Source organism: Bradyrhizobium aeschynomenes (assembly GCF_013178945.1).
In the GTDB taxonomy this organism is placed as follows: Bacteria; Pseudomonadota; Alphaproteobacteria; order Rhizobiales; family Xanthobacteraceae; genus Bradyrhizobium; species Bradyrhizobium aeschynomenes.
In genome coordinates this window covers 27,063-48,381 of sequence record NZ_JABFDM010000011.1, presented here as the reverse complement: position 1 = coordinate 48,381, position 21,319 = coordinate 27,063, and the positions used below count along the sequence as shown (strand labels likewise).

17 protein-coding genes are annotated in these 21,319 nt (G+C 65.4%); 11 read left to right on the top strand and 6 right to left on the bottom strand.

Annotation, left to right across the window (positions count from 1 at the left end):
* Positions 1-22 precede the first annotated feature (22 nt).
* The 6 genes from HL666_RS26585 (at position 23) to HL666_RS26560 (ending at position 6,479) form a co-directional block, all read left to right on the top strand.
* Positions 23-2,038 (top strand): methyl-accepting chemotaxis protein, encoded by a 2,016-nt coding sequence (locus tag HL666_RS26585; protein ID WP_172184620.1) that lies wholly within the window; start codon positions 23-25, stop codon positions 2,036-2,038.
* A 102-nt stretch (positions 2,039-2,140) separates the two neighbouring features.
* Complete coding sequence (locus tag HL666_RS26580) at positions 2,141-2,827, top strand: alpha/beta hydrolase family protein (protein ID WP_172184464.1); 687 nt, start codon at positions 2,141-2,143, stop codon at positions 2,825-2,827.
* A gap of 124 nt (positions 2,828-2,951) precedes the next feature.
* Entirely contained in the window at positions 2,952-3,437 is a 486-nt protein-coding gene (locus tag HL666_RS26575) for a hypothetical protein (protein ID WP_172184462.1), read from the top strand.
* A 401-nt stretch (positions 3,438-3,838) separates the two neighbouring features.
* Positions 3,839-4,840, top strand: coding sequence for an ABC transporter substrate-binding protein (locus tag HL666_RS26570; protein WP_172184460.1), 1,002 nt, complete (start codon positions 3,839-3,841; stop codon positions 4,838-4,840).
* Positions 4,841-4,882: 42 nt separating this feature from the next.
* Positions 4,883-5,656: an ABC transporter ATP-binding protein gene (locus tag HL666_RS26565; protein WP_172111718.1), complete on the top strand. Its 774-nt coding sequence runs from the start codon at positions 4,883-4,885 to the stop codon at positions 5,654-5,656.
* Positions 5,649-6,479 carry an ABC transporter permease gene (locus HL666_RS26560; protein WP_210262196.1) on the top strand — a complete coding sequence of 277 codons (831 nt, stop codon included), beginning with the start codon at positions 5,649-5,651 and terminating at the stop codon, positions 6,477-6,479. The genes HL666_RS26565 and HL666_RS26560 overlap by 8 nt, the downstream gene beginning before the upstream one ends.
* Positions 6,480-6,485: 6 nt before the next feature.
* On the opposite strand, the gene gtdA is transcribed toward HL666_RS26560, so the two are convergent.
* Positions 6,486-7,523 (bottom strand): gentisate 1,2-dioxygenase, encoded by a 1,038-nt coding sequence (gtdA, locus tag HL666_RS26555; protein WP_172111717.1) that lies wholly within the window; start codon positions 7,521-7,523, stop codon positions 6,486-6,488.
* A gap of 102 nt (positions 7,524-7,625) precedes the next feature.
* Between gtdA and maiA the strand changes: the two genes are divergently transcribed.
* Both maiA and HL666_RS26545 read left to right on the top strand, forming a co-directional pair.
* The gene (gene maiA, locus HL666_RS26550) at positions 7,626-8,258 is read left to right on the top strand and encodes a maleylacetoacetate isomerase (RefSeq protein WP_172184618.1); all 633 of its coding nucleotides are present in this window, start codon (positions 7,626-7,628) and stop codon (positions 8,256-8,258) included.
* Positions 8,248-8,757, top strand: a complete 510-nt coding sequence (locus tag HL666_RS26545; protein WP_172184458.1) for a MarR family winged helix-turn-helix transcriptional regulator — start codon at positions 8,248-8,250, stop codon at positions 8,755-8,757. Before maiA ends, HL666_RS26545 begins: the two co-directional genes overlap by 11 nt.
* A gap of 38 nt (positions 8,758-8,795) precedes the next feature.
* On the opposite strand, the gene HL666_RS26540 is transcribed toward HL666_RS26545, so the two are convergent.
* The 3 genes from HL666_RS26540 to HL666_RS26530 all read right to left on the bottom strand — a co-directional run bounded on the left by HL666_RS26540 (position 8,796) and on the right by HL666_RS26530 (position 12,613).
* Entirely contained in the window at positions 8,796-10,409 is a 1,614-nt protein-coding gene (locus HL666_RS26540) for a benzoate-CoA ligase family protein (protein ID WP_172184456.1), read from the bottom strand.
* Positions 10,406-11,545 (bottom strand): FAD-dependent monooxygenase, encoded by a 1,140-nt coding sequence (locus tag HL666_RS26535; protein WP_172131394.1) that lies wholly within the window; start codon positions 11,543-11,545, stop codon positions 10,406-10,408. Before HL666_RS26535 ends, HL666_RS26540 begins: the two co-directional genes overlap by 4 nt.
* A gap of 114 nt (positions 11,546-11,659) precedes the next feature.
* The gene (locus HL666_RS26530) at positions 11,660-12,613 is read right to left on the bottom strand and encodes an ATP-grasp domain-containing protein (protein WP_172184454.1); all 954 of its coding nucleotides are present in this window, start codon (positions 12,611-12,613) and stop codon (positions 11,660-11,662) included.
* A 288-nt stretch (positions 12,614-12,901) separates the two neighbouring features.
* Between HL666_RS26530 and HL666_RS26525 the strand changes: the two genes are divergently transcribed.
* The 3 genes from HL666_RS26525 (at position 12,902) to HL666_RS26515 (ending at position 17,335) form a co-directional block, all read left to right on the top strand.
* Entirely contained in the window at positions 12,902-13,675 is a 774-nt protein-coding gene (locus HL666_RS26525) for a ferredoxin--NADP reductase (RefSeq protein WP_172111712.1), read from the top strand.
* 210 nt (positions 13,676-13,885) lie between these two features.
* Complete coding sequence (locus HL666_RS26520) at positions 13,886-15,451, top strand: acyl-CoA synthetase (protein WP_172184452.1); 1,566 nt, start codon at positions 13,886-13,888, stop codon at positions 15,449-15,451.
* A 261-nt stretch (positions 15,452-15,712) separates the two neighbouring features.
* Complete coding sequence (locus HL666_RS26515) at positions 15,713-17,335, top strand: FMN-binding glutamate synthase family protein (protein WP_172111770.1); 1,623 nt, start codon at positions 15,713-15,715, stop codon at positions 17,333-17,335.
* A gap of 230 nt (positions 17,336-17,565) precedes the next feature.
* Here the strand turns inward: HL666_RS26515 and HL666_RS26510 are convergent, their stop codons facing one another.
* Positions 17,566-18,867 carry an ABC transporter ATP-binding protein gene (locus HL666_RS26510; protein WP_172184616.1) on the bottom strand — a complete coding sequence of 434 codons (1,302 nt, stop codon included), beginning with the start codon at positions 18,865-18,867 and terminating at the stop codon, positions 17,566-17,568.
* Positions 18,868-18,882: 15 nt separating this feature from the next.
* Entirely contained in the window at positions 18,883-20,616 is a 1,734-nt protein-coding gene (locus HL666_RS26505) for an ABC transporter permease (RefSeq protein WP_172184614.1), read from the bottom strand.
* Between the last annotated feature and the right edge of the window lie 703 nt (positions 20,617-21,319).

Below are 21,319 nucleotides of genomic sequence, written 5' to 3'. Positions count from 1 at the left end.
TCCCATGAAACTCTCTTCCCTGATGTCGTTGATCGGCGTCCGTCCGCGAATCTTCGGCGGCTTTGCGCTGATCCTGAGCTTCCTCGTGTTGCTCGGCGGCTTTGCCATGATCCAGGTCGGCCGCATTGGCGGCACCGTGGATGAGCTCGTCGCGAGCGCTGCGGGTGATGCCGGCATGTCGCGGGTCCGCGCCGCGCTGCTCAGTGCCAACGGTGCGGTCGAGAAGTTCATCCGCACCTGGAGCGTCGGCGACAAGGATATCGCCGGGAAGGCCATCGACGCGGTCGGCGGACTCGCCGAGGAGGTCGAGAAGCAATCCGGCAAGCTGAAGGTCATCGCCGATGGCGTCGGCGCGGTGCGGACCGAGCTCGCGGCCTATCGGGCCTCGTTCGCGGCCGCTGCCGAAGCTGTCGACAGACTCCGTGCGGCGACGAACAAGACCGAGGCGTTAGGCGCCGTTGCCGGAGTCAATGTCGGTGGCATCCAGGTCGCGCTCGCCAATCGTGCGGGCAGCGAGCCGCTGCTCAACCCGTTGCGTATTGCCAGCGTCGTGGACGCGGCGCGCGTCGCAGTCATGCGCTACACGAGCACGCTGTCCCCCAACGATGCCGAGGACGCCAGGCTCACCTTCGTCTATGCGAGGCTCGCGATCGCCGATTCCGAGGCTGAGCTCGCCGCTGTCGACGACGCCAAGCTGAAGGGGCTGGTCGCGTCGCTCAAGGAGGCCATGACGGCCGACGCCGCGGCTTTCGAAGAGGTCATCAAGATTGCAGCTGATCTGCGTGCCAAGCAGGCCGAGCTGGTCAAGGCGAGTGCGGCGATCGACGGGCATGTCGGTCGGATCAACCAGCAGCTGGGGACGGCGCGCGTGGATCAGGGAGCCCGGACGGCTGTCGCGGTCGAGGACACGAGGCAGACCGTGATCGTCACCGCGGCCGGCGCCCTCGTGCTCGGCGCAGTGCTGGCCTGGCTGATCGGCGCCAGCGTGTCGGGCCCGATCCGCAGCATGACGGACCGTATGCAGTCGCTGGCCGCAGGCGAGCTGGAGCAGCCGATCCCCGGCGGCGAGCAGCGCAACGAGATCGGCCGGATGGCGCGGGCCGTTGAGGTGTTCCGCGACAATGCGCTTGCCGTGCGCCGAATGGAGCAGGAGGCCGCGGCCCAGCGCGAGGCGGCGGAAGCCGAGCGCACCCGGATGATGTCCGACCTGGCCGGGCGCTTCGAGCAGGGCATGCAGGGCGTCATCACCGGTGTCGGCGGGCGTGCGACCGAGATGGGCCAGAGCGCGAGCGAGTTGGCACGCGTGGCCGAGCGTGGACGTGGCCTTGCGGAGGCGGTTGCCAACCGGGCCGAGCAGGCCTCCGTCAACGTGCAGACCGTGGCCTCGGCGACCCAGGAGCTGGCGGCCTCGATCCGCGAAATTTCCGCCCAGGTGCAGCGTTCGGTTGCCGTGTCGGGTCGGGCGACGCAGGAAACCCAGCGGACCTCCGAGTTGATCGACGGCCTGTCGAGCGCCGCCGAGCGGATCGGAACCATCGTGCAGCTGATTCAGGCGATCGCGAGCCAGACCAATCTTCTCGCGCTGAACGCGACCATCGAGGCGGCGCGCGCCGGCGAAGCAGGCCGGGGATTTGCGATCGTCGCGAGCGAGGTGAAGAACCTCGCCTCGCAGACTGCGCAGGCCACCGAGCAGATCTCGAGCCAGATCGCGACCATCCAGAGCGCGACGGAGGAGACGGTCGGCGCGATCGCGCAGTTCGGCACCACGGTGCGCGAGATCGCCGAAATCTCCAATGCGATCGCGGCTGCGGTCGAGCAGCAGGGGGCTGCGACCAGCGAGATCGCGCGCAATGTCGAGCAGGCGGCCAGCGGCACGGCGGCGGTCACCCAGGAGATCGGCGACGTCCGCAGCGTGGCCGGACAGACCGATGCCGGCGCGGAAGCAGCGTTGGCGGCAGCCGCCGCTCTCCAGCAACAGGCGGCGTCGCTGAAGAGCAACGTCGATGATTTCCTGCAGACGATCCGGACCGCGGCCTGATCGTCACCACACCAGAGCCGGGCGAGACGGCGTGACTGCGCCGTTCGCTGTGATGACGATGAGAGTTGACGCGCGGCGGACCGCAACTGCAAGCATGACGCCATGAACGCCTCGCGGCCTCTCAGCATCCCAGTCGCCGGCGCGGGCCCCGTGTCCGCGCTGCTGCTCGCCCCGCCGCAGGCGCGCGCCTGCTTCGTGTTCGCGCATGGCGCCGGCGCCGGCATGACCCACACCTTCATGAACGATGCGGCGGAAAGCCTCGCCCGCCGCGGCGTCGCGACGCTGCGTTTCCAGTTTCCCTACATGGAGAAGGGCAGCAAGCGGCCCGATCCCCCGGCGCTCGCGCAGGCCACGGTGCGGGCGGCCGTGGCGGAGGCAGCGCGGCTCTGCCCCGGGCTGCCGCTGATTGCCGGTGGCAAATCGTTCGGGGCGCGCATGACGTCGCAGGCGCAATCCGTCCTGCCGCTCCCGGGCGTCGCAGGCCTGGCCTTCCTCGGCTTTCCCCTGCATCCCGCCGGCAAGCCGTCGGTCGCGCGCGCCGATCACCTCGACGGGGTTGCTTTGCCGATGCTGTTTCTGCAGGGCACGCGCGACAAGCTGGCGGAGACGGAGCTGCTCGAGCCCGTCGTCAAGCGGCTGGAGCGGCGCGCGACGCTGCATCTGATCGCGCAGGCTGATCACGCCTTCCACGTCCCTGCGCGTTCGGGCCGGGACGATCTGGCCGTCATGGACGAGCTTACGTTGACATTTGCGTCATGGGCCGATGGCCTGGGCGCCCGCGACTCCTGACGTTCCCCGGGTCGGACCCGCGCCCGCCATTCCGAAGAAATTGAATGAGAACAAAAAAAGAACTTGGCTGTCATCAGAGGTTGAGACATAGTCAAGAGGAAGGGTCTGGGTGGAGGGGCCGACGATGAAATCCGCAGCGCTGGCGGTGCCCGTGTTTGCTATGAGCTGCATCTGGATGTCGACAGATCCAGGGCTTGCCGCCCCTCGCCTGACCGGCATGGCAATCGTGAAAGGGACCTGCAAGAAGCTCGTGATTGCGGATCGAGATCGCAGCGCCGACTGCAAGGGGGTCCTGCTCAACACCGATTACGACGACCAGCGGACCGGTTTCTATTTCACTTTGCTGGACGGCGGCGTGATCACCTTCTCGAATCGTGGCGATCTGGAGGAGAGGCCCGGGCCGGACAAGATCGTCACGCCGGTCGACATGGTGATCGTCGGTCAGAGCCCTAAGCAGAGCATCAATCGGCTCAAGGCCAAGGGCCGCTGCCGCCATGGAAACCCGTTCAAGGGGCCGTCGCTGCTCGAATGTACGGCGGATAGCGAGACCGGCCGGTTCGAGGGGACCTTTCTGTCAAACGGCGAGAAGCCCGAGCTCAAGACGTTCTGAGGCCGACGGCAGATTCTGCGACGACGCGGACTGGCGAACCGGCTTCTACGTCGTGACGCTCGACGGGCTGATGATCACTTTCTCCAGTCTGGGAGATCAGCCGCCCTCTATGCAGTCGAGATGGCGATCTCGGCGATCGATGGTGGCATCGGCAAGCTGGCGGCGCGGGGCGTCGCCGGTCGGGTAGTCCCTCCACCGCACTTGCGAAAAGCTCGGCTGCCGGGCCGGCCCCGACCGGGGCAGGTGTGAAGGAGATTTCGTGCCGAGCGCGGGCAGGCCTGCGGGCCTCCAAGCCGCCGATCTCTCCGAAAATTTGCGCGACATCCGGTTCGAAATATTGCAACAAGTCTGCGGACACCGCCGGGCTGAAGCCGTGAGGTGGACGGATCTTGGAGAGCTTGATGTTCCGACACCTGAACCTGGTCTTGGCGGCCCTTTGGACATTTGCGTCGATCACCGCCGCGCAGGCCGACGACGCCAAGCTTCGGATCGGCGTGCTCAGGTTGTCGTCGTCAGCCCCGGTCTTCATCGCGCTCGACAAAGGCTATTTCCGCGAGACCGGGTTGGATGTCGAGCTCAAGTTCTTCGATGCGGCGCAACCGATCGCGGTGGCCACCGCAACCGGCGATGTCGATGTCGGAGTCACCGCGTTCACGGCCGGGCTCTATAATCTTGCGGGCAAGGGCGCCTTGAAGATCATTGCAGGCATGAGCCGCGATCGCCCCGGCTATCCGCTGATCGGCTATTTCGCGAGCAACAAGGCCTATGAGGCCGGTCTCAAGACCCCCAAGGACATTGCCGGCAAGCGCGTGGCGATGACGCAAGTGGGGTCGAGCTTTCACTACTCCGTCGGACTCCTCGCCGACAAATACGGCTTCAAGCTCGCGGACGTGAAGATCGTGCCGCTGCAATCGATGTCGAACATGGCGGCTGCCATCAAGGGAGAGGCCGTCGATGCGGCGCTGATGCCCGTCTCGGTCGCGCGCAAGCTGATGGAGGAAGGTGCCGTCAAGCATTTCGGATGGGTCGGAGACGAGACGCCCTGGCAGGTGAGCGGCGTCTTCGCTGGACCGAAGACTCTCGCGAACACGGCCGCGGTGGGCAAGCTGCTCGCCGCGTTGCAGCGCGCCGAGCGCGAGTATCATGACGTGGTGCTTGCCTCGGTGAAGGACGGCAATGCCGCAATCGACGATGGAACGAAGCCGCTGCTCGAAATCATCGGCAAGTACACCAACCTGCCGGTCGAGCAGGTGGTGGGCAACTGCGCCTATATCGATCCCGACGGCAAGCTCGACGTCAAGAACATCGACAGCCAGATCAAGTGGCTTCAGGCGCAGGGTTTTGCGGACCAGGGCTATGACGCGGCCGCGATCATCGCCAAAGAGCTGGTGAAACCGGATTGAGCGGAGATATGCAGGGCCAGAGTTGGGCCGGAACCGTCTGACATGGATCTGATCGCCGAGACCATCAGTCACCGCTTCGATGCGCTGGACGTGCTCCATGATGTGTCCTTCACGGTGGGGGCAGGCGAGGTGGTCGCCATCGTCGGCCCCTCCGGCTGTGGCAAGAGCACGCTGCTCTCGATCCTCGGCGGGCTCTTGCAGCCGACCGCGGGAAGGGCGCTGCTCCGCGGCGCACCGCCGCCCGGCAGCCTCAATCCCCTGACCTTCGTCTTCCAGGACTTTGCACTGCTGCCCTGGGCGAGCGTCGCGGAGAATGTCGCGTTCCCGCTGCTGCATACGTCGCAATCGGCGCTACAGCGGGCCGCAGCCGTCGACGACGCCCTGGGTCGGACCAGGCTGCTCGACTTCCGGGCTGTCTTTCCGAAGCAGCTGTCCGGCGGCATGCGTCAGCGGGTCGGCATAGCCCGGGCGCTCGTGGTGCGGCCTGCCATCCTGCTGATGGACGAACCGCTGTCGGCTTTGGACTCCCAGACCCGCGAGCTGCTGATGGAGGATTTCGTCGATCTGCTCGCCGACGGAACGATGGGCGCCGTCTACGTCACGCATAATCTCGAAGAGGCCGTGCGGCTCGCCGACCGCATCGTCGTACTGTCGCGCCGTCCCGGCCGCATCCGGAAGGTCGTGAGCGTTCCTGTCAAACGACGGGAGCGCGACGAGGCATCGGTGCGAACCCAATTGCTGGAGCTGCAGAACGAGCTGTGGTCGCTGATCCGGACCGAAGCCATCGATGCCGAGCGCGAGGTCCAGCATGCTTGATCGTGCGACGGGCGAAGCGGTCCGCACCACCGACGGCGCGACGACGAGACCGGTGCGCTTCCGTGGCGGCGGCTTCACACCGGCCGCGAGCCGCTGGGCAGGCCTGCTCGCCCTCGCCGCTGCGCTGGGCCTATGGCAACTGATCGGCAGTCTCGCGCTGGTCAATCCCTTGTTCCTGCCGACCCCGCTCGGGATCCTGCGCGCGCTCTTTCGACTCGCAGAGAGCGGGGCGCTGTGGCAGCACGTGTCGGTATCGCTGCTGCGCATTCTCTCCGGCTGGGCGCTCGGCACCGCCTCAGGCATCGCCGTCGGCTTCGCCATCGGACTGTGGCGGATCGCGCGCAGCGTCGGCATCACCTTCGTCTCGGCGCTGTTCCCGATCCCGAAGATCGCCGTGCTGCCGCTGCTCATCCTGTGGCTCGGCATCGGTGAGCAGCCGAAGATCGCAACCATCGCGCTCGGGGTGTTCTTCTCGACCACGATCTCGGTCTACAGCGGCGTCGATGCGGTGCCGCGCAATCTGATCCGCATGGCGCAGAGTTTCGATGTGCCGTTCGCGACCATCGTCCGCAAGGTGATCTGGCCCGGCGCGCTGCCGTCGATCCTTGCCGGCTTCCGTATCACCGCGTCGGTGGCGCTGATGCTGGTGGTCTCGGCGGAGATGATCGGCGCCGAAACCGGCATCGGCACGTTCGTGCTGCAGGCCGGCAATCTGATGCAGACGGATCAGCTGATGGCGGGAATCCTGATGCTGTCGCTGTTCGGGCTCGCCGTCGGCCGGCTCATCAGCATGCTCGAGGCGCGGCTGCTGCACTGGCGTTGAGCGCGCTCAGGCATTGCCGCGATCCTCGCGAAACAGGTCGAGCTTCTCCTGCACCGGCCGATCCGAGAACGAGAACAGCACGGCATCCTCGTCCGGCTCGTGGCTGACCCATTGCCAGCTCGGCACCACGAACAGGTCGCGCGGGCCCCATTCGAATATCTGGTCACCGATGCGGCTGCGTCCCCGGCCCTCGATCGCGGTGAACACCGTGGCATCGGTCGAGCGATAACGCGCGGTCTTGAAGCCCTTCGGCAGCAGCTGGATGAAGGTGCCGATCGTCGGCATGGCGAAGTCGCCGGTCTCCGGGTTGGAGAATTTCAGCTTCAGGCCGTGGCACGCATCCCATTCCTCGCTGCGCTTGGCGCTCTCCAGCGCCTCGCGCGTGTAGGAATAGGGATAGTTGAAGATCGGCGACGTGCGCGATCTACGCTTGGCGTCGACCGGTAACAGATTGTGACCATAGCGGGCGAAGCTGTCCCCCGAGGGACGCGCCACCTTCTGCTGATCCTCCTGTGATCCCTGCGCGAATGAGGCGTCGAGAAACTGCACCAAGGGAATGTCCAGGCCGTCGAGCCAGAACATCGGATCCGACGTTTCGTTGCCGTGATCGTGCCAGGTCATCGATGGCGTGATGATGAAGTCGCCCGGCTGCATCAAGGTGCGCTCACCCTCGACGGTCGTGAACGCGCCCTTGCCTTCGAGCACGAACCGCAGTGCCGACTGGCTATGACGGTGGGCGGGCGCGACGTCTCCGGGGATCACCATCTGAACCCCGGCATAGAGCGAGGTCGTGATCTTGGATTGGCCGCGCAGTCCCGGATTTTCCAGGATCAGCACGCGCCGCTCCGCCTCCTTGGCCGTGATCAATCGCCCGGCCTCGATCATATAGTCGCGAATGGCGGCGAACTGCCAGAGGTGCGGGCGGCACCCGCTTTTCGGCTCCGGGGTGATGAGATCGCTCATCACGGTCCACAGCGCGGTCATGTTCTCGCCGTCAATCTTCTTGTAGAATGCCTCGCGCTCCGGTGTCGAAACTGCGGCCATGCACGCCTCCCGCGATCAGGTGTCGTTATTGATTGACAGTATACTGTCAATTACGCTAGCGTCAATTGCAACCAGAGATGTCGTTTCGGGAGGAGTGCCATGATGAAGCTGCACGGATATTTCCGCAGCAGCGCGTCCTATCGCGTCAGGATTGCGCTGAACCTCAAGGGGCTTCGAGCCGAGCAGCTGACGCATCACCTTCGCAAGGGCGAGCAGCGCGCTCCCGGCTATCTCGCGCTCAACCCGCAGGGCTTCGTTCCGACGCTGGAGGACGACAGCGGTGCCGCGCTGATCCAGTCGCTCGCCATCATCGAATGGCTCGACGAGACGCATCCCGAACCGCCGCTGCTGCCGAAGGATCCCCTGCGCCGGGCACAGGTCCGGGCCTTTGCGCAGGTGCTCGCCTGCGACACCCATCCGGTCCAGAATCTCAAGGTGTTGGCGCGCCTGCGCGAGCTCGGCCTGCCTGAGGACAAGGTCACGGCCTGGGCCGGCTGGGCCAATCGCGAGGGCCTGGCAGTGTGCGAGGTGCTGGTCAAGCATGAGCCCGGTCCGTTCTGCTTTGGTGCCACGCCGACCCTGGCCGATCTCTGCCTTGTGCCGCAGCTCGGCAATGCGCGCCGCTTCGGCGTCGATGTCGCGGCCTTCCCGCGTCTGTTACAGGCGGAAGCCGCCGCCAAGGCGATGCCGGCATTTGCCGATGCTGCTCCGGAGCGCCAGCCCGATGCCGAGTAAGCCGCCCGAAATCACGATGGACGCGGTCTACACCAAGCCCGGCTATCTGTTCCGGCGCATGCAGCAGATCGCGGTCTCGATCTTCATCGAGGAATGCCGTGAGTTCGATCTCACGCCGGTGCAATATGCCGCGCTGGTCGCGATCCAGAACCATCCCGGCATCGATGCCACCAGGCTGTCCGCAGTTATCGCGTTCGACCGCTCCACGCTCGGCAGCGTGATCGAGCGGCTCGAGAGCAAGGGCCATGTCGAGCGCAAGCCCTCGGTCGAGGACAAGCGCGTCAAGTTGCTCTATCTGACCAAGGCCGGCGCGGCGTTGCTGCGAAACATCATGCCGTTCGTCGACCGGGCACAGGCGCGCATGTTGGCGCCGCTGAAGTCGACAGACCGCAAGATGCTGATGGCCCTGCTGTCGCAGCTGGTCGATCTCAACAACGAGGTGTCGCGTGTGCCGCTGCGCGCCGAGGACGCGCTGGAGCATCTCGGCAAGGGAGGCTGAGCACCGACGCGCGTGCATGCCCCGCGGACAGCCTTTGCTCATAGCCGCATCACCGCCTGGCGGTCGATCTTGCCGGTGCCGGTCTTCGGCAGCTCGTGGATGAATACGATCTCACGTGGATATTTGTAAGGCAGCAGCCTCGCCTTGACGTAGTCCTGCAGTGCCCTGCTCAGGCCGGGCTCGTCATGGGGCCTGCCATTGGTCACCACCACCGCCTTCAGGCTCATCCGCCGATCCGGCAGCTCATGTGCGAACACGGCGCACTCCCTGATGTCCGGGTGCTCGGCGAGGCAGAGCTCGACCTCCAACGGATAGACCCATTGTCCGGAGATCTTCACGAGGTCGTCGGCCCGCCCGCGGAAGAAATGGAAGCCGTCGGCGTCGCATACGAAGCGGTCCCCGGTGTAGATCCAGCCGCCGTCGCGGATCGTCTCCGCGGTCTTGTCCGGCCGGTTCCAGTACAGCGGCGTGTTGGAATCGCCGCGCACCCACAGAATGCCTTCTTCGCCGGCCGCGACGTCGCGCCCCTCGCTGTCGCGCAAGGCGATCTCGTAGCCGGGCACGCGCAGACCGGCGGCCCCGAGCTTCTTCCGGTCCTCGCGGTTGGAAAGATAGACATGGAGCACCTCGGTCGAGCCGAGACCCTCGACGATCTCCAGATCCGTCAAGCTCTTCCAGCCATTGAAGACCTCCGCCGAGAGCACCTCGGCCGCCGAGACGGCGAGCCGCAGTGACGAAAAGTCCGCCTGCTCCGCTCCCTCGGCCTTGGTGAGCGCCGTATAGAGCGTCGGCAAGCCGAAGAACACGGTGGGGCGGAAGCGGCTGATCGCATCAAAAATCGCGGCCGGCTTCGGCTGGCCCGGCAGCAGCAATGTCGTCGCGCCGGCGGAGAACGGAAAGGTGATCGCGTTGCCAAAGCCGTAGGCAAAGAAGATCTTCGGTACCGAGAAGCAGATGTCGTCCGGCGTCAGCCGCAGCACGTTCCTGGCGAACGCCTGCTCGCTATAGGCCATGTCGTGCTGCAGATGGACGATGCCCTTCGGCCGGCCGGTGGAGCCGGACGAGTACATCCAGAACGCCATCTCGTTGCGGTGGGTGTCGGCTTCGGCCAATTGATCTGCGAATGCCGGCAGCCATCGATCAACCGCGACCGTGGACGGCGCGGCAGTGGCCGGCGCATCGCCGTTGACGACGATCAGCGCCTGCAGCGCCGTCTCTGCGCAGGCCTGCGCATCGAACCGCCCTGCGAATTCCGCATCCGCCACCGCGACCTTGGCAGCGGAATCGGCGAGATAGAATTGCAGCAGGTCCGGCGGTGTCAGCGTGTTGATGAGAAGCGGCACCAGTCCCGCGCGCACCGCGCCGAAGAAGGCAGCCGGATAGGCCGGCGTGTCGTCGAGGAACAGCAGGACGCGGTCGCCGCGCGTGAGTCCGAGCGACAAGAAGCCGTTGCCCCAGCGGCAGGCATCGGCGCATAGTTCGGCGTAGCTGCGCTCACCGGCGGGGCCGATCAGTGCCGGCTTGCTTGCATTGCCGTTGACGAGATTGTCGAACAGCACGCGGCTCGCATTGTAGCGCGCCGGAATCGCGAAGCCGATTTCGCGGGCGCCCGCGCTGTCACTCGGCACCTGGTCGGCAATCTCTCGCGTCATGCGCGCGCTCCCTTGTCGCGAGATGCCTCGTAGCGGGCCATGAACTGGGGCGCCATCGTGCGCAGCCTGTTGTCATCGATGCGGCCGGAACGGGTGATGTAGCTGTAGGCGAAATCCATCAGGCCGAGCTTCATATGGCCGGGAAACGACTCGTACCACTCGGCGCTGGTGCGCGCCGCCGTGACCAGTTTCTTCACGATCGGCTGCCGTTCCGCCTGGTAGCGGGCGAGCCCGTCGGATAGATTGCTTTCAGCCTCGAGTGCCTTCGCGAGCGCGATCGCATCCTCGATGGCCAGCCGCGTTCCGGAGCCGATCGAGAAATGCGCCGTGTGCAGGGCGTCGCCGATCAGCACCATGTTCCGGTGCCACCAATGCTCATTCCAGACCCAGGGAAAATTGCGCCAGACCGAGCGATTGGAGATCAAGGAATGGCCGTCGAGCGTACCGGCGAACACCTGCTCGCAGATGCGCCGGGATTCGTCGACGGACATTTCGGCGAAACCATAGGCTTGCCAGGTTGCGCGATCGCATTCGACCAGAAACGTGCTCATGTCGGGTGCGTAGCGATAATGATGCGCGTTGAAGGAGCCGCGATCGGTCGCGACGAAGGTCTGCGACAGTGTTGGAAAGGTCTTGCTCGTGCCGTACCAGGCGAATTTGTTGCTGGAGTAGGAGACCGAGAAGCCGAAGTCGCCTTCGAAGCTGCGTCGGACCAGCGAGTTCAGCCCGTCGGCGGCAACGATCAGATCGTAGCCCGCGAGCTGGTCGAGCGATTGGACGGTCGTGCCGTAACGGGCGGTGACGCCGACGCCCTCGGCGCGTGCCTGCAGCAGTTTCAGCAGTTCGAGCCGGCCGATCGCAGCGAAGCCGACGCCGTCGATCTCGACGCTCTCACCATGCAGATTGAGCGTGATGTTGCGCCAACTCTCCATGCGCGGCGCGATCGCGTCGACCGTGTCGGGATCGTCGGCGCGCAGAAACTCCAGGGCCTGGTCGGAGAACACGACTCCGAAGCCCCAGGTCGCGCCGGCCGGGTTCTGCTCGAACAGATCGACCACGGCGGCCGGATGCCGCTTCTTCCAGAGATAGGCGAAATACAGCCCGCCAGGGCCGCCGCCGAGCACGGCGATGCGCAAGGACGCTCTCCCAATTGACAGTATACTGTTTATTTTGGATCGGAGACTAATCCCTCATTCCGGTCGAGGCTAGAGAAATCTTGTTGCCGGATGTCTGGCGTGCCCGGCCGGTCGTCACTGCCGCGGAGGGCCTCCAAAGACCGCATCGAGCGCGGCGAAGCAGGCGCTCTCGACCAGCTCCGGCGCATGCGGGCCGAGCGCTTCCATCTTCACGCCCGAATTGATTTCGAGCACCTGCCAGCATCCGTCGACCAGCACGAGGTCGACCGATGCGTAGCGGATGCCGATGGCCTGCGCCGCTTCTCTGGCCAGCGCGGCGCAGACGTCCCGCGGCGGTCCCGACCCGAGCAGCACGGGCCGTGCTCCGAATTCGAGATTGTGTCGCCAGCTCAGCAGCCGCTCCTCGCCAGGTGGCACAATGGCGCTTAAGGCTGCTGCACCGAACTCTGCATCGAGCCGTCGCAGCAGGCGTGCATGCTCTTCCGAAAGCGCGGTCGCCAGCGCGAGGTCGCGCAGCGAGCGGACGCCGTCGCCGGTCACGGTGGGGCGTTGCTTGCGATAGACGATCAGCGGCGCGTCATCGAGTTGCACGACGCGGACCTCGTCGGCGATATCCAGAAGCGGCGAGATCGCGACGTTCGCGCCGGTATCGAAGATCTTCTTCGCCGCCCCCAGCGCTTCGCCCAGCGTCGTCGCCCGGGTGACGGACCGCCCTGAGGTGCCTTCATTGGGCTTGACGACGAGCCCGTGGGGATGCGTTTCGAGCAATTCCACGATCGTCTCTGGAGCCAGGCCCGGCCGGCCTCCCAGAACCGGCGCAAGACAGAACACATGGGGAATGGCGGGAACTCCGGAGGCCCCCAGCAGCGCGGCCGTCGCCGCCTTGTCGCAGGCCAATCTGTGCGCCACCGCACTGTTCAGGCCGAGATCATAGCCAAAGATGAGATGGCGCCGGGTCGCATCCTCCAGCACCAGCAACCAGCCGTCCTCCCGGACCTCGAGGCGGATGCCGCGGTCGGTGCAATAGCGGGTGACGGCTGCAAGCTGGATGTGCGGAGCGTTAATCATTGCTCAAGGATTGGTCGAATGTTGCGGAATTAAAGTGCTGGAAAAACGGAATCTCGGCAAGTAAATTACCCTTATCGTTTGTGTACGAACGAATGGCCGATCGAGGCTGTCCGGCACGGGCCGGCATGCGTTTGATCGTGATCAATGGTGCATCCATGCGGGTTGATTATTTGCTGTTTTCACGTACATCAGGCGCCGAAAATCGCTGTGATCTATAGGGTTTTTGCGATCCTGCCTCCGTCACGACTTGTTTCTTCCAACTTCAGCCCACGTGAAAAAACAAACGACATGAGCGCGTTCTATAAAGAGAAAGTTCTTTCCGTTCACCATTGGACGGACACGTTGTTCTCCTTCCGGGCGACCCGTGATGCGGGCTTCCGTTTCCAGAATGGCCAGTTCGCGATGATCGGCCTCGAGGTCGAGGGCCGGCCGCTGCTGCGCGCCTACAGCATGGCGAGCGCCAATCACGAGGAAGAACTCGAGTTCTTCAGCATCAAGGTGCAGGACGGTCCGCTGACCTCCCGGCTGCAGAAGATCAAGGAAGGCGACACCATTCTGGTCGGCCGCAAGGCGACGGGCACGCTGATTCCCGACAATTTGCTGCCCGGCAGCCGGCTGCTGCTGCTGTCGACCGGCACCGGCCTCGCCCCGTTCGCCAGCCTGATCAAGGACCCGGACGTCTACGAGCGCTTCGAGACCATCGTGCTGGTCCATGGCTGCCGCCAGGTCGCCGAGCTCGCTTATGGCGAGAGCGTCGTCGCCAAGCTGCGCGAGGACGAGCTGTTCGGCGAGCTGCTCGAGGGCAAGCTGCAGTATTATCCGACCGTCACCCGTGAGCCGTTCCGGAACCGCGGCCGCATCACCGACCTGATCACGTCGCAGCAGCTGTTCAACGATCTCGGCCAGCATGAGCTCGACATCGCCAAGGACCGCATCATGATGTGCGGCAGCCCGGCCATGCTGGAGGAGCTCAAGACCATGTTCGAGTCGCGCGGCTTCCTTGAAGGCAGCGGCAACGAGCCGGGGCACTTCGTGATCGAGAAGGCTTTCGTCGAGCGCTGAGCGGTCGATCTCCCGACTTTGACATTTTCGAAAGAGCGCCTCGACGCAATCGGGGCGCTCTTTTCGTTGGCAATATCCTCCTTGCACGCGTCCTTGCGGCCGTGCGATTTTCGGCCGCAACATCGGACCGACAGATGTCCGGAACGAAGCAGGGAGGGGACATGGATTGCCTGAACGGCGGCCATCCCCGCGACAACAAGGGGAACGGCCATGGATTCCATCGTCCGCAGGCAAACGCTCGGTGACCTCCTGCGCAGGAGCGCGGCGCGCACGCCGGGCAAGACGGCCGTGATCTGCGGCGGCACCAGCTGGACCTATGCCGAATTCAACGCCGTCGTCGATCGCCTCGCGGCAGGCCTTGCCGCTCGCGGTGTCGGCAAGGGCGAGCGCGTCGCGATCCTCGCCCGTAACTCGCATGCCTTCGCCGCCCTGCGCTTCGCGCTGGCGCGGCTTGGCGCCGTGCTGGTGCCGATAAATTTCATGCTCAAGCCCGAGGAGGTCGCCTACATCCTCAAGCATGCCGGCGCGCGGCTGCTGGCGACCGACAGCGGCTTTGCCGGTGTGGCCCGCGCGGCCAAGGCGTTGGCGCCCGCTGTCGAGCAGATGATCTGGCTCCCATCGGAAGGGCCGAGCGAGCGGCAGGGCGACATGATCGATTTCGCGGAGCTCGCGGCCTCGACGGCTGCCGTGCCGGCCGTCGAAATCGTGGGCAGCGACGTCGCGCAGATCGTCTACACCTCGGGCACGGAATCGCTGCCGAAGGGCGCGATGCTGACCCATGACGCCGTGATCTGGCAGTATGTGAGTTGCATCGTGGACGCCGGCATTGCTGCCGAGGACGTCACCCTGCATGCGCTGCCGCTGTATCATTGCGCTCAGCTCGACGTGTTCTTCGGGCCCTCGATCTATGTCGGCGCCACCAACATCATCACCGCGTTTCCGACGCCCGACAATCTGTTGCCGCTGATTGCCAAGTATCGCATCACCTCGTTCTTCGCGCCGCCGACGGTGTGGATCTCGATCCTGCGCTCGCCATTGTTCGAGACCACCGATGTCTCGACCCTGCGCAAGGGCTATTACGGCGCTTCGATCATGCCGGTGGAGGTGCTGCGCGAGCTGGCGCAGCGGCTGCCGAAGGTGCAGCTGTGGAATCTTTACGGGCAGACCGAAATCGCTCCGCTGGCGACGATGCTCGGACCAGAGGATCAGCTGCGCAAGCCGGGCTCGTGCGGCCGTGCCGTGCTCAATGTCGAGACGCGGGTCGTCGACGACGACATGAAGGACGTTGCGCCCGGCGAGGTCGGCGAGGTCGTGCACCGCTCGCCGCATCTGATGCTGGGCTACTTCCACGATGACGAGCGGACCGCCGCCGCCTTCCAGGGCGACTGGTTTCACTCCGGCGATCTCGCGACCATCGACGAGGATGGCTACATCACCATCGTCGACCGCAAGAAGGACATGATCAAGACCGGCGGCGAGAACGTCGCCAGCCGCGAGGTCGAGGAGGCGCTGTATCTGATTCCGGAAGTGTCGGAGGTCGCCGTGGTCGGCCTGCCGCATCCGCGCTGGGTGGAGGCGGTCGTGGCGATGGTCGTCGTGAAGTCCGGCTGCGAGCTGACCGAGGAGGCGCTGCTGAAGCAGGCCTCGAGCCGCCTGGCCTCGTTCAAGACGCCGAAGCGCGTGGTGTTCGTTGACGCGCTGCCGAAGAACCCCAGCGGCAAACTGTTGAAGCGGCAGTTGCGCGAGGCGCATTCCGGCCTGTTCGCGGACGGCTGAGGCATAGCGGCGCGGCCCGGTCGCGTCCTCACCTTGGTAGGCCCGTAGGGGCGACCGAGGCGCTAGAAGGACACGTCGCTGTCGCGCGCCGGGCTCATGGATATCGGGCTCATGGACATCTCGGCATCCGGGTCGATAGCCGCAGGCTATCGACGATGTGATATCGTCGATGGCCGATTGCGCACGCTTATGTAACGATTGCTTCGCGATACGCGTAGTATCGTGACGATCGATCCTCCACGAGCCGCCCCGAGGCCTTCCATGGATACGCTGCTGCTCCCATTCTCGCCGCGCTTCATCGTGCTGACGATCTGTGCCACGGCCACAGCCCTGTTGCTGATTCTCGGCGTCTACGACCGCGAGATATTCGATCTCATTCTGATTCCGCTGTTGATCTTCGGCGCGCTGACCCTGCTCGGGGTGCGGGATCTGATGCAGAAGAGCCATGCGGTGCTGCGCAATTACCCCATCGCGGCGCACCTGCGTTTCCTGCTCGAGGAAATGCGGCCGGAGATGCGGCAGTATTTCTTCGAGAGCGAAAAGGACGGCATGCCGTTCTCGCGCGACACCCGCGCGGTGGTTTATCAGCGCGCCAAGATGGTGCTCGACAAGCGCCCGTTCGGCACCCAGGAGGATGTCTATCGCGAGGGCTACGAGTGGATGCACCATTCGATGTCGCCGAAGCCGCACGCGGAGGAGAAATTCCGGATTACCATCGGGGGCCCCGATTGCGCGAAACCGTACTCGGCCTCGGTGTTCAACATCTCCGCCATGAGCTTCGGCGCGCTGAGCCCGAACGCGGTCCGTGCGCTCAATGGCGGCGCCAAGCGGGGCGGCTTCGCCCATGATACCGGCGAAGGCGGCTTCAGCCCGTATCACGCCGAAATGGGCGGCGACATCATCTGGGAGATCGGCTCCGGCTATTTCGGCTGCCGCCACCGCGACGGCACCTTCGATCCCGACGCCTTCGCACGCGTCGCGGCGACCGAGCAGATCAAGATGGTCGAGCTCAAGGTCAGCCAGGGTGCGAAGCCCGGCCATGGCGGCGTGCTGCCGGCGGCCAAAGTATCCGAGGAGATCTCCAAGATCCGTGGCGTCGCGATGGGGGAGGACTGCATCTCGCCGCCGGCGCATCGCGCGTTCTCGACACCGATCGGGATGATGCAGTTCATCGGGGAGATGCGGCGGCTGTCCGGCGGCAAGCCGGCCGGATTCAAGCTGTGCATCGGCCATCCCTGGGAATTCCTGGCGATCTGCAAGGCGATGCTGGAGACCGGCATCTATCCCGACTTCATCGTTGTCGACGGCAATGAGGGCGGCACGGGTGCGGCGCCGCTGGAGTTCATGGACCATCTGGGCATGCCGATGCGCGAGGGCGTCAATTTCGTGCACAATGCGCTGGTCGGGCTGAATATCCGCGACCGCGTCAAGATCGGCGCCTCCGGAAAGATTGCCACCGCCTTCGACATGGCGCGGGCGATGTCGATCGGGGCCGACTGGTGCAATTCGGCGCGCGGCTTCATGTTTGCGCTCGGCTGCATCCAGTCGCTGAGCTGCCACACCGATCGCTGCCCGACCGGCGTTGCGACGCAGGATCCGACGCGCGCCCGCGCGCTGGTCGTCCCGCACAAGATCGACCGCGTCTACAACTACCATCACGCAACTCTGCATGCGCTGACCGAGCTGCTTGCGGCCGCCGGGCTCGAACATCCGCAGGACCTGCGTCCCATCCACTTCTCACAGCGGACGTCAACCACCGAGGTCTCCTCCTTCGCCAAACTCTACCCGTCGCTGCGGCCGGGGGAACTGCTCGATGGTACGCAGGATGCCCGCTTCCGTGACGCCTGGGCGATGGCGCGGCCGGATACGTTCGCGGCAGCGTGAGGCCGTCGTACCGGTCCGAAATGAGGCGGTAAGCAGTGTCCTCACCCTCGCTGTCATCCCCGCGAACGCGGGGATCCACAACCACAGGCCTGTGTTTGTGGCGCGGAAGGTTCAACGCGCCACCTGCCTCAAGCGAGATCACGCGGTATGGGTCCCGGGTCGGCGTCCGCCAACGCTTCGCGTTGCCGGACTTGCCCGGGACGACGGCGGTGGTTGGAGTCATCAGCGAGCTAATGCGGGTTCTCCAGGCTGAAGGTCTCGGACTGCTCGTCGTAGGCGAACAGCTCGGCGTAGCGGCCCCATGACACGATGGTCTGCAGGGTTTCGTCGGCATATTGCTCGGACATGTAGTCCTCGAGCTCGATGCGGAAGCGCGCGGCGGGGGCGGCGTGCGACGGGCGGTCGTCGAGCACGCGGCGGATCAGGCCCATCAGCGGCACGTTCTCCATGAGATGCGCGGCAAACAGCTTCTTGCGCTCGTCGGTCTCGAGGTCGGCGAAGCGCCGGCCCGCCTCCGTCAGGGTCAGGTCGCCCTCGCTGAGCTGCGCGAAGCGCAGCAGCTGCAGCGCCTCGGCCAAGGGAAAGATCTCGTCGACCTCGAGCTGCAGGTGACCGGCGAGAACGGGAAGATCGGCATGGCCGTTATACGGCGCGCCGGCGAGCGCCTCGATCAGGCCCGAGATCGAGTTCGAGGAGACGTGGCTGAGCACCATGCCGACCCCGGCGCTCGCTGTGCTCGGCAACTTCGGCTCGGGCCGCTGCGTCATGCGCGCATAGAGGCTGTCGACGAGCTGGCGGAACGCCGGGTCGAGCCGGTTGCGGGGATGCGGCAGGTCGATCCTGAATTCCGCGGCGACGCGGCCGGGGTTGGAGGAGAACACCAGGACGCGGTCGCACATCAGCACAGCTTCCTCGATGTTGTGCGTCACCATCAGCACCGATTTGATCGGCAGCCGTCCGTCGGTCCAGAGGTCGACGAGGTCGGTGCGCAACGTCTCCGCCGTCAGCACGTCCAAGGCCGAGAACGGCTCGTCCATCAGCAGCAAATCGGGATGCACCACCAGTGCTCGGGCAAAGCCGACGCGCTGGCGCATGCCGCCGGACAGCTCCTTGGGGTAGGCGGATTCGAAGCCGTCGAGGCCGATCAGGTCGATCGCAGCCAGCGCGCGCTTGCGCCGCTCGGCGCTGTCGATGCCGAGCGCCTCCAGGCCGAGCTCGACATTCTGCAGCACGGTCAGCCAGGGAAACAGTGCGAACGACTGGAACACCATGGCGACGCCAACAGGGGGACCGGCGATGATCTCGCCACGGCATCTGGCTTCGCCGGACGACGGCGACACCAGGCCGGCGATGATCCGCAGCAAGGTGGACTTGCCCGATCCTGAGCGTCCGAGCAGGCCGACGATCTCGCCGGCGCGGATCGTGAGGTCGACCTTCTCGAGCACGACCAGGTCCTCGCCGCTGCCCTTGGGAAATAGCCGGCTCACGCCCTTGATCTCGATCAGCGAGGTGTCCTTGATCTGGTCGCGGATCATGAATTCTCCCGGTCAGCCGAGCCGCAGCCGGCGTTCGCCGAAGGCATAGAGCGGCCGCCACAGCAGCCGGTTGAACAGGGTGACGAGGATGCACATCACGGCGATGCCGAGCACCACGCGGGGGAAGTCGCCGCGCTCTGTTGCAGCCGCGATGTAGGCTCCGAGCCCTGATGCGGTCAGATGCGTGTCGCCCCAGCTCGCGACCTCGGCCACGATCGCTGCGTTCCACGAGCCGCCGGAGGCGGTGATCGCTCCGGTGATGTAATAGGGGAAGACGCCGGGCAGCACGACCTTGAACCACCAGCGCCAGCCGGTCAGGTGCAGGCTCGCGGCGGCCTCGCGCAGGTCGGTCGGGAAGGCGCTGGCGCCGGCGATGACGTTGAACAGGATGTACCACTGCGTGCCCAGGATCATCAGCGGGCTGAGCCACACATTGGCATCGAGGCCGTAGCGGACGATCAGCACCACGAACACCGGGAAGGCGAGATTGGCCGGGAAGGCGGCCAGGAACTGCGCCAGCGGCTGGATGCGCTCGGCGAGCTTGGGCCGCAGCCCGATCCAGACGCCGACCGGGACCCAGATCAATGAGGCCAGCGCGATCAGCACGGCGACGCGGACCAGCGTGATCAGTCCGCAGCCGATCGCGGTGAAGACGTCGGAGGGCGCGAGGGTGGTCGAGAGATAGAGATAAGTCTTCCAGCCGGCATAGGCGCAGCCGAGAATGACGACGGCGAGCCAGAGGCCGTCGACGAGTTGCGATGGCGGCGCATGGCGCACCGGCCCGCTCCACGTCTTCGGCCAGTTGAGCCGCAGGTTGGAGAACGAGCGGTTGATCGCCGCGAACGGAATCGACAGCGAGCGCAGCGCACGGGTGCGGCGGAACAGATCGAGCATCCAGGACGAGGGGGGATCGCCTGACGCCGTCTGCTCGAAGCGGAATTTGTCGGCCCAGGCGACGATCGGGCGGAACAGCAGCTGGTCATAGGCCGTGATCACCAGCAGCATGGTCAGCAGCGCCGCGCCGATCGCGGCGAGATCCTTGTGCTGGATCGCGAGCGCGACATAGGAGCCGATGCCGGGCAAGGTGACGGTGGTGTTGCCGACGGTGATCGCTTCCGACGCCACGACGAAGAACCAGCCGCCGGACATCGACATCATTGCATTCCAGATCAGGCCGGGCATCGCATAGGGCACGTCGAGCCGCCAGAAGCGCTGCCAGCCGGAGAGGTGGAAGCTGCGTGTCGCCTCCTCGAGATCCTTCGGCACGTTGCGCATCGACTGGTACGTGCTGAAAGTCATGTTCCAGGCCTGGCTGGTGAAGATCGCGAACACGCAGGCCAGCTCGGCGCCGAGCACCTTGCCGGGGAACAGGTTCATGAAGAACACGACGGTGAAGGTGAGGAAGCCGAGGATCGGCACCGATTGCAGGATGTCGAGCAGCGGGATCAGCACGATCTCGGCGCGCCGGCTCTTCGCCGCGAGCGCGGCGTAGACGAAGGTGAACACCAGCGAGCAGACGATCGCGAGCAGCATGCGCAAGGTGGTGCGCAGCGCGTAGAGCGGCAGGTTGGCGGGATCGAGCGACACCGCGGGAGAGTCCAGCGCCGACAGCGGCAGCGTGGTCTGCTCGCCGCCATAGACGATCAGCACCATCGCCCCGACCACGATGATCAGCGCGACCACGTCCCAGACGTTGGGGCGAACGGCGTCGCGCAGCACGGTGGTCCTGATGTCCTGGAGCAGCATCGGCGTGTCTCGTCTCATCGGCCGCAGCCATGGTGGTGGCTGCGGACGGGTCCTCGTCATGGGTTGGGAGCTGGACGCGCCGGCTGGGCCGCCGGTCGATCCGCACCCTAAGTGCCCACTGTGATGGTTTGATTTCAAGCGGCCGGGCCGGGGATCCGGTCTCCGGGCCCGGCCTATCAAAGGATACGCCGCCCGCGTCTTCACGTTCCCGCGACATGTCATGTCCGGGGTGTGCCTGTCGATGGCCCTCATGGATGTGAGGGCGCAGGGAGAGCCGGACCTCGACTGAGGCCCGTGGCCCGCCTGCTTAGAAAAATGCAGGCGGCAGGTACCACAGGTTCAGCCGGACAGACCCGGCCCTCCCTGCGCGATCGGTTTTAACGGCTTATACGAGCTCTCCCCGGTGCGCCGGCTTTTGGCCACCGTGGCGACAATACGCCGTCAGCGCATTGCCGCGGACCTCAGCGTCGGGAGGTCAGGACCACACGATTTCGCCGTCCGTGACTGCAGCGCTCGTCCAGCGCCGCCGTCCCGTCCATCGCATTGCCGGCCCAACGTTCGTGACGACGCGTACGCCCCTCATCAGGACCGGAATGGGGGGAGGATAGATCAGGAGTTATGATTTTCGGAAGCAGTTTATTTTGCGTGGGGGCTCTTGAATTGGGCGTCCTGTTGAGCGCGCAGGGGAAATGAGTGTTTCGGC

Bases quoted from the DNA above. Each gene is read 5' to 3' on its own strand.
- HL666_RS26520 (WP_172184452.1), top strand. From the start codon at position 13,886: ATGGATTCCATCGTCCGCAGGCAAACGCTCGGTGACCTCCTGCGCAGG.
- HL666_RS26575 (WP_172184462.1), top strand. From the start codon at position 2,952: ATGAAATCCGCAGCGCTGGCGGTGCCCGTGTTTGCTATGAGCTGCATC.
- gtdA (WP_172111717.1), bottom strand. From the start codon at position 7,523: ATGGCCGCAGTTTCGACACCGGAGCGCGAGGCATTCTACAAGAAGATT.
- HL666_RS26585 (WP_172184620.1), top strand. From the start codon at position 23: ATGTCGTTGATCGGCGTCCGTCCGCGAATCTTCGGCGGCTTTGCGCTG.
- HL666_RS26540 (WP_172184456.1), bottom strand. From the start codon at position 10,409: ATGACGCGAGAGATTGCCGACCAGGTGCCGAGTGACAGCGCGGGCGCC.
- HL666_RS26545 (WP_172184458.1), top strand. From the start codon at position 8,248: ATGCCGAGTAAGCCGCCCGAAATCACGATGGACGCGGTCTACACCAAG.
- HL666_RS26525 (WP_172111712.1), top strand. From the start codon at position 12,902: ATGAGCGCGTTCTATAAAGAGAAAGTTCTTTCCGTTCACCATTGGACG.
- HL666_RS26570 (WP_172184460.1), top strand. From the start codon at position 3,839: ATGTTCCGACACCTGAACCTGGTCTTGGCGGCCCTTTGGACATTTGCG.
- HL666_RS26565 (WP_172111718.1), top strand. From the start codon at position 4,883: ATGGATCTGATCGCCGAGACCATCAGTCACCGCTTCGATGCGCTGGAC.
- HL666_RS26505 (WP_172184614.1), bottom strand. From the start codon at position 20,616: ATGCTGCTCCAGGACATCAGGACCACCGTGCTGCGCGACGCCGTTCGC.
- HL666_RS26580 (WP_172184464.1), top strand. From the start codon at position 2,141: ATGAACGCCTCGCGGCCTCTCAGCATCCCAGTCGCCGGCGCGGGCCCC.
- HL666_RS26515 (WP_172111770.1), top strand. From the start codon at position 15,713: ATGGATACGCTGCTGCTCCCATTCTCGCCGCGCTTCATCGTGCTGACG.
- HL666_RS26530 (WP_172184454.1), bottom strand. From the start codon at position 12,613: ATGATTAACGCTCCGCACATCCAGCTTGCAGCCGTCACCCGCTATTGC.
- maiA (WP_172184618.1), top strand. From the start codon at position 7,626: ATGAAGCTGCACGGATATTTCCGCAGCAGCGCGTCCTATCGCGTCAGG.
- HL666_RS26560 (WP_210262196.1), top strand. From the start codon at position 5,649: ATGCTTGATCGTGCGACGGGCGAAGCGGTCCGCACCACCGACGGCGCG.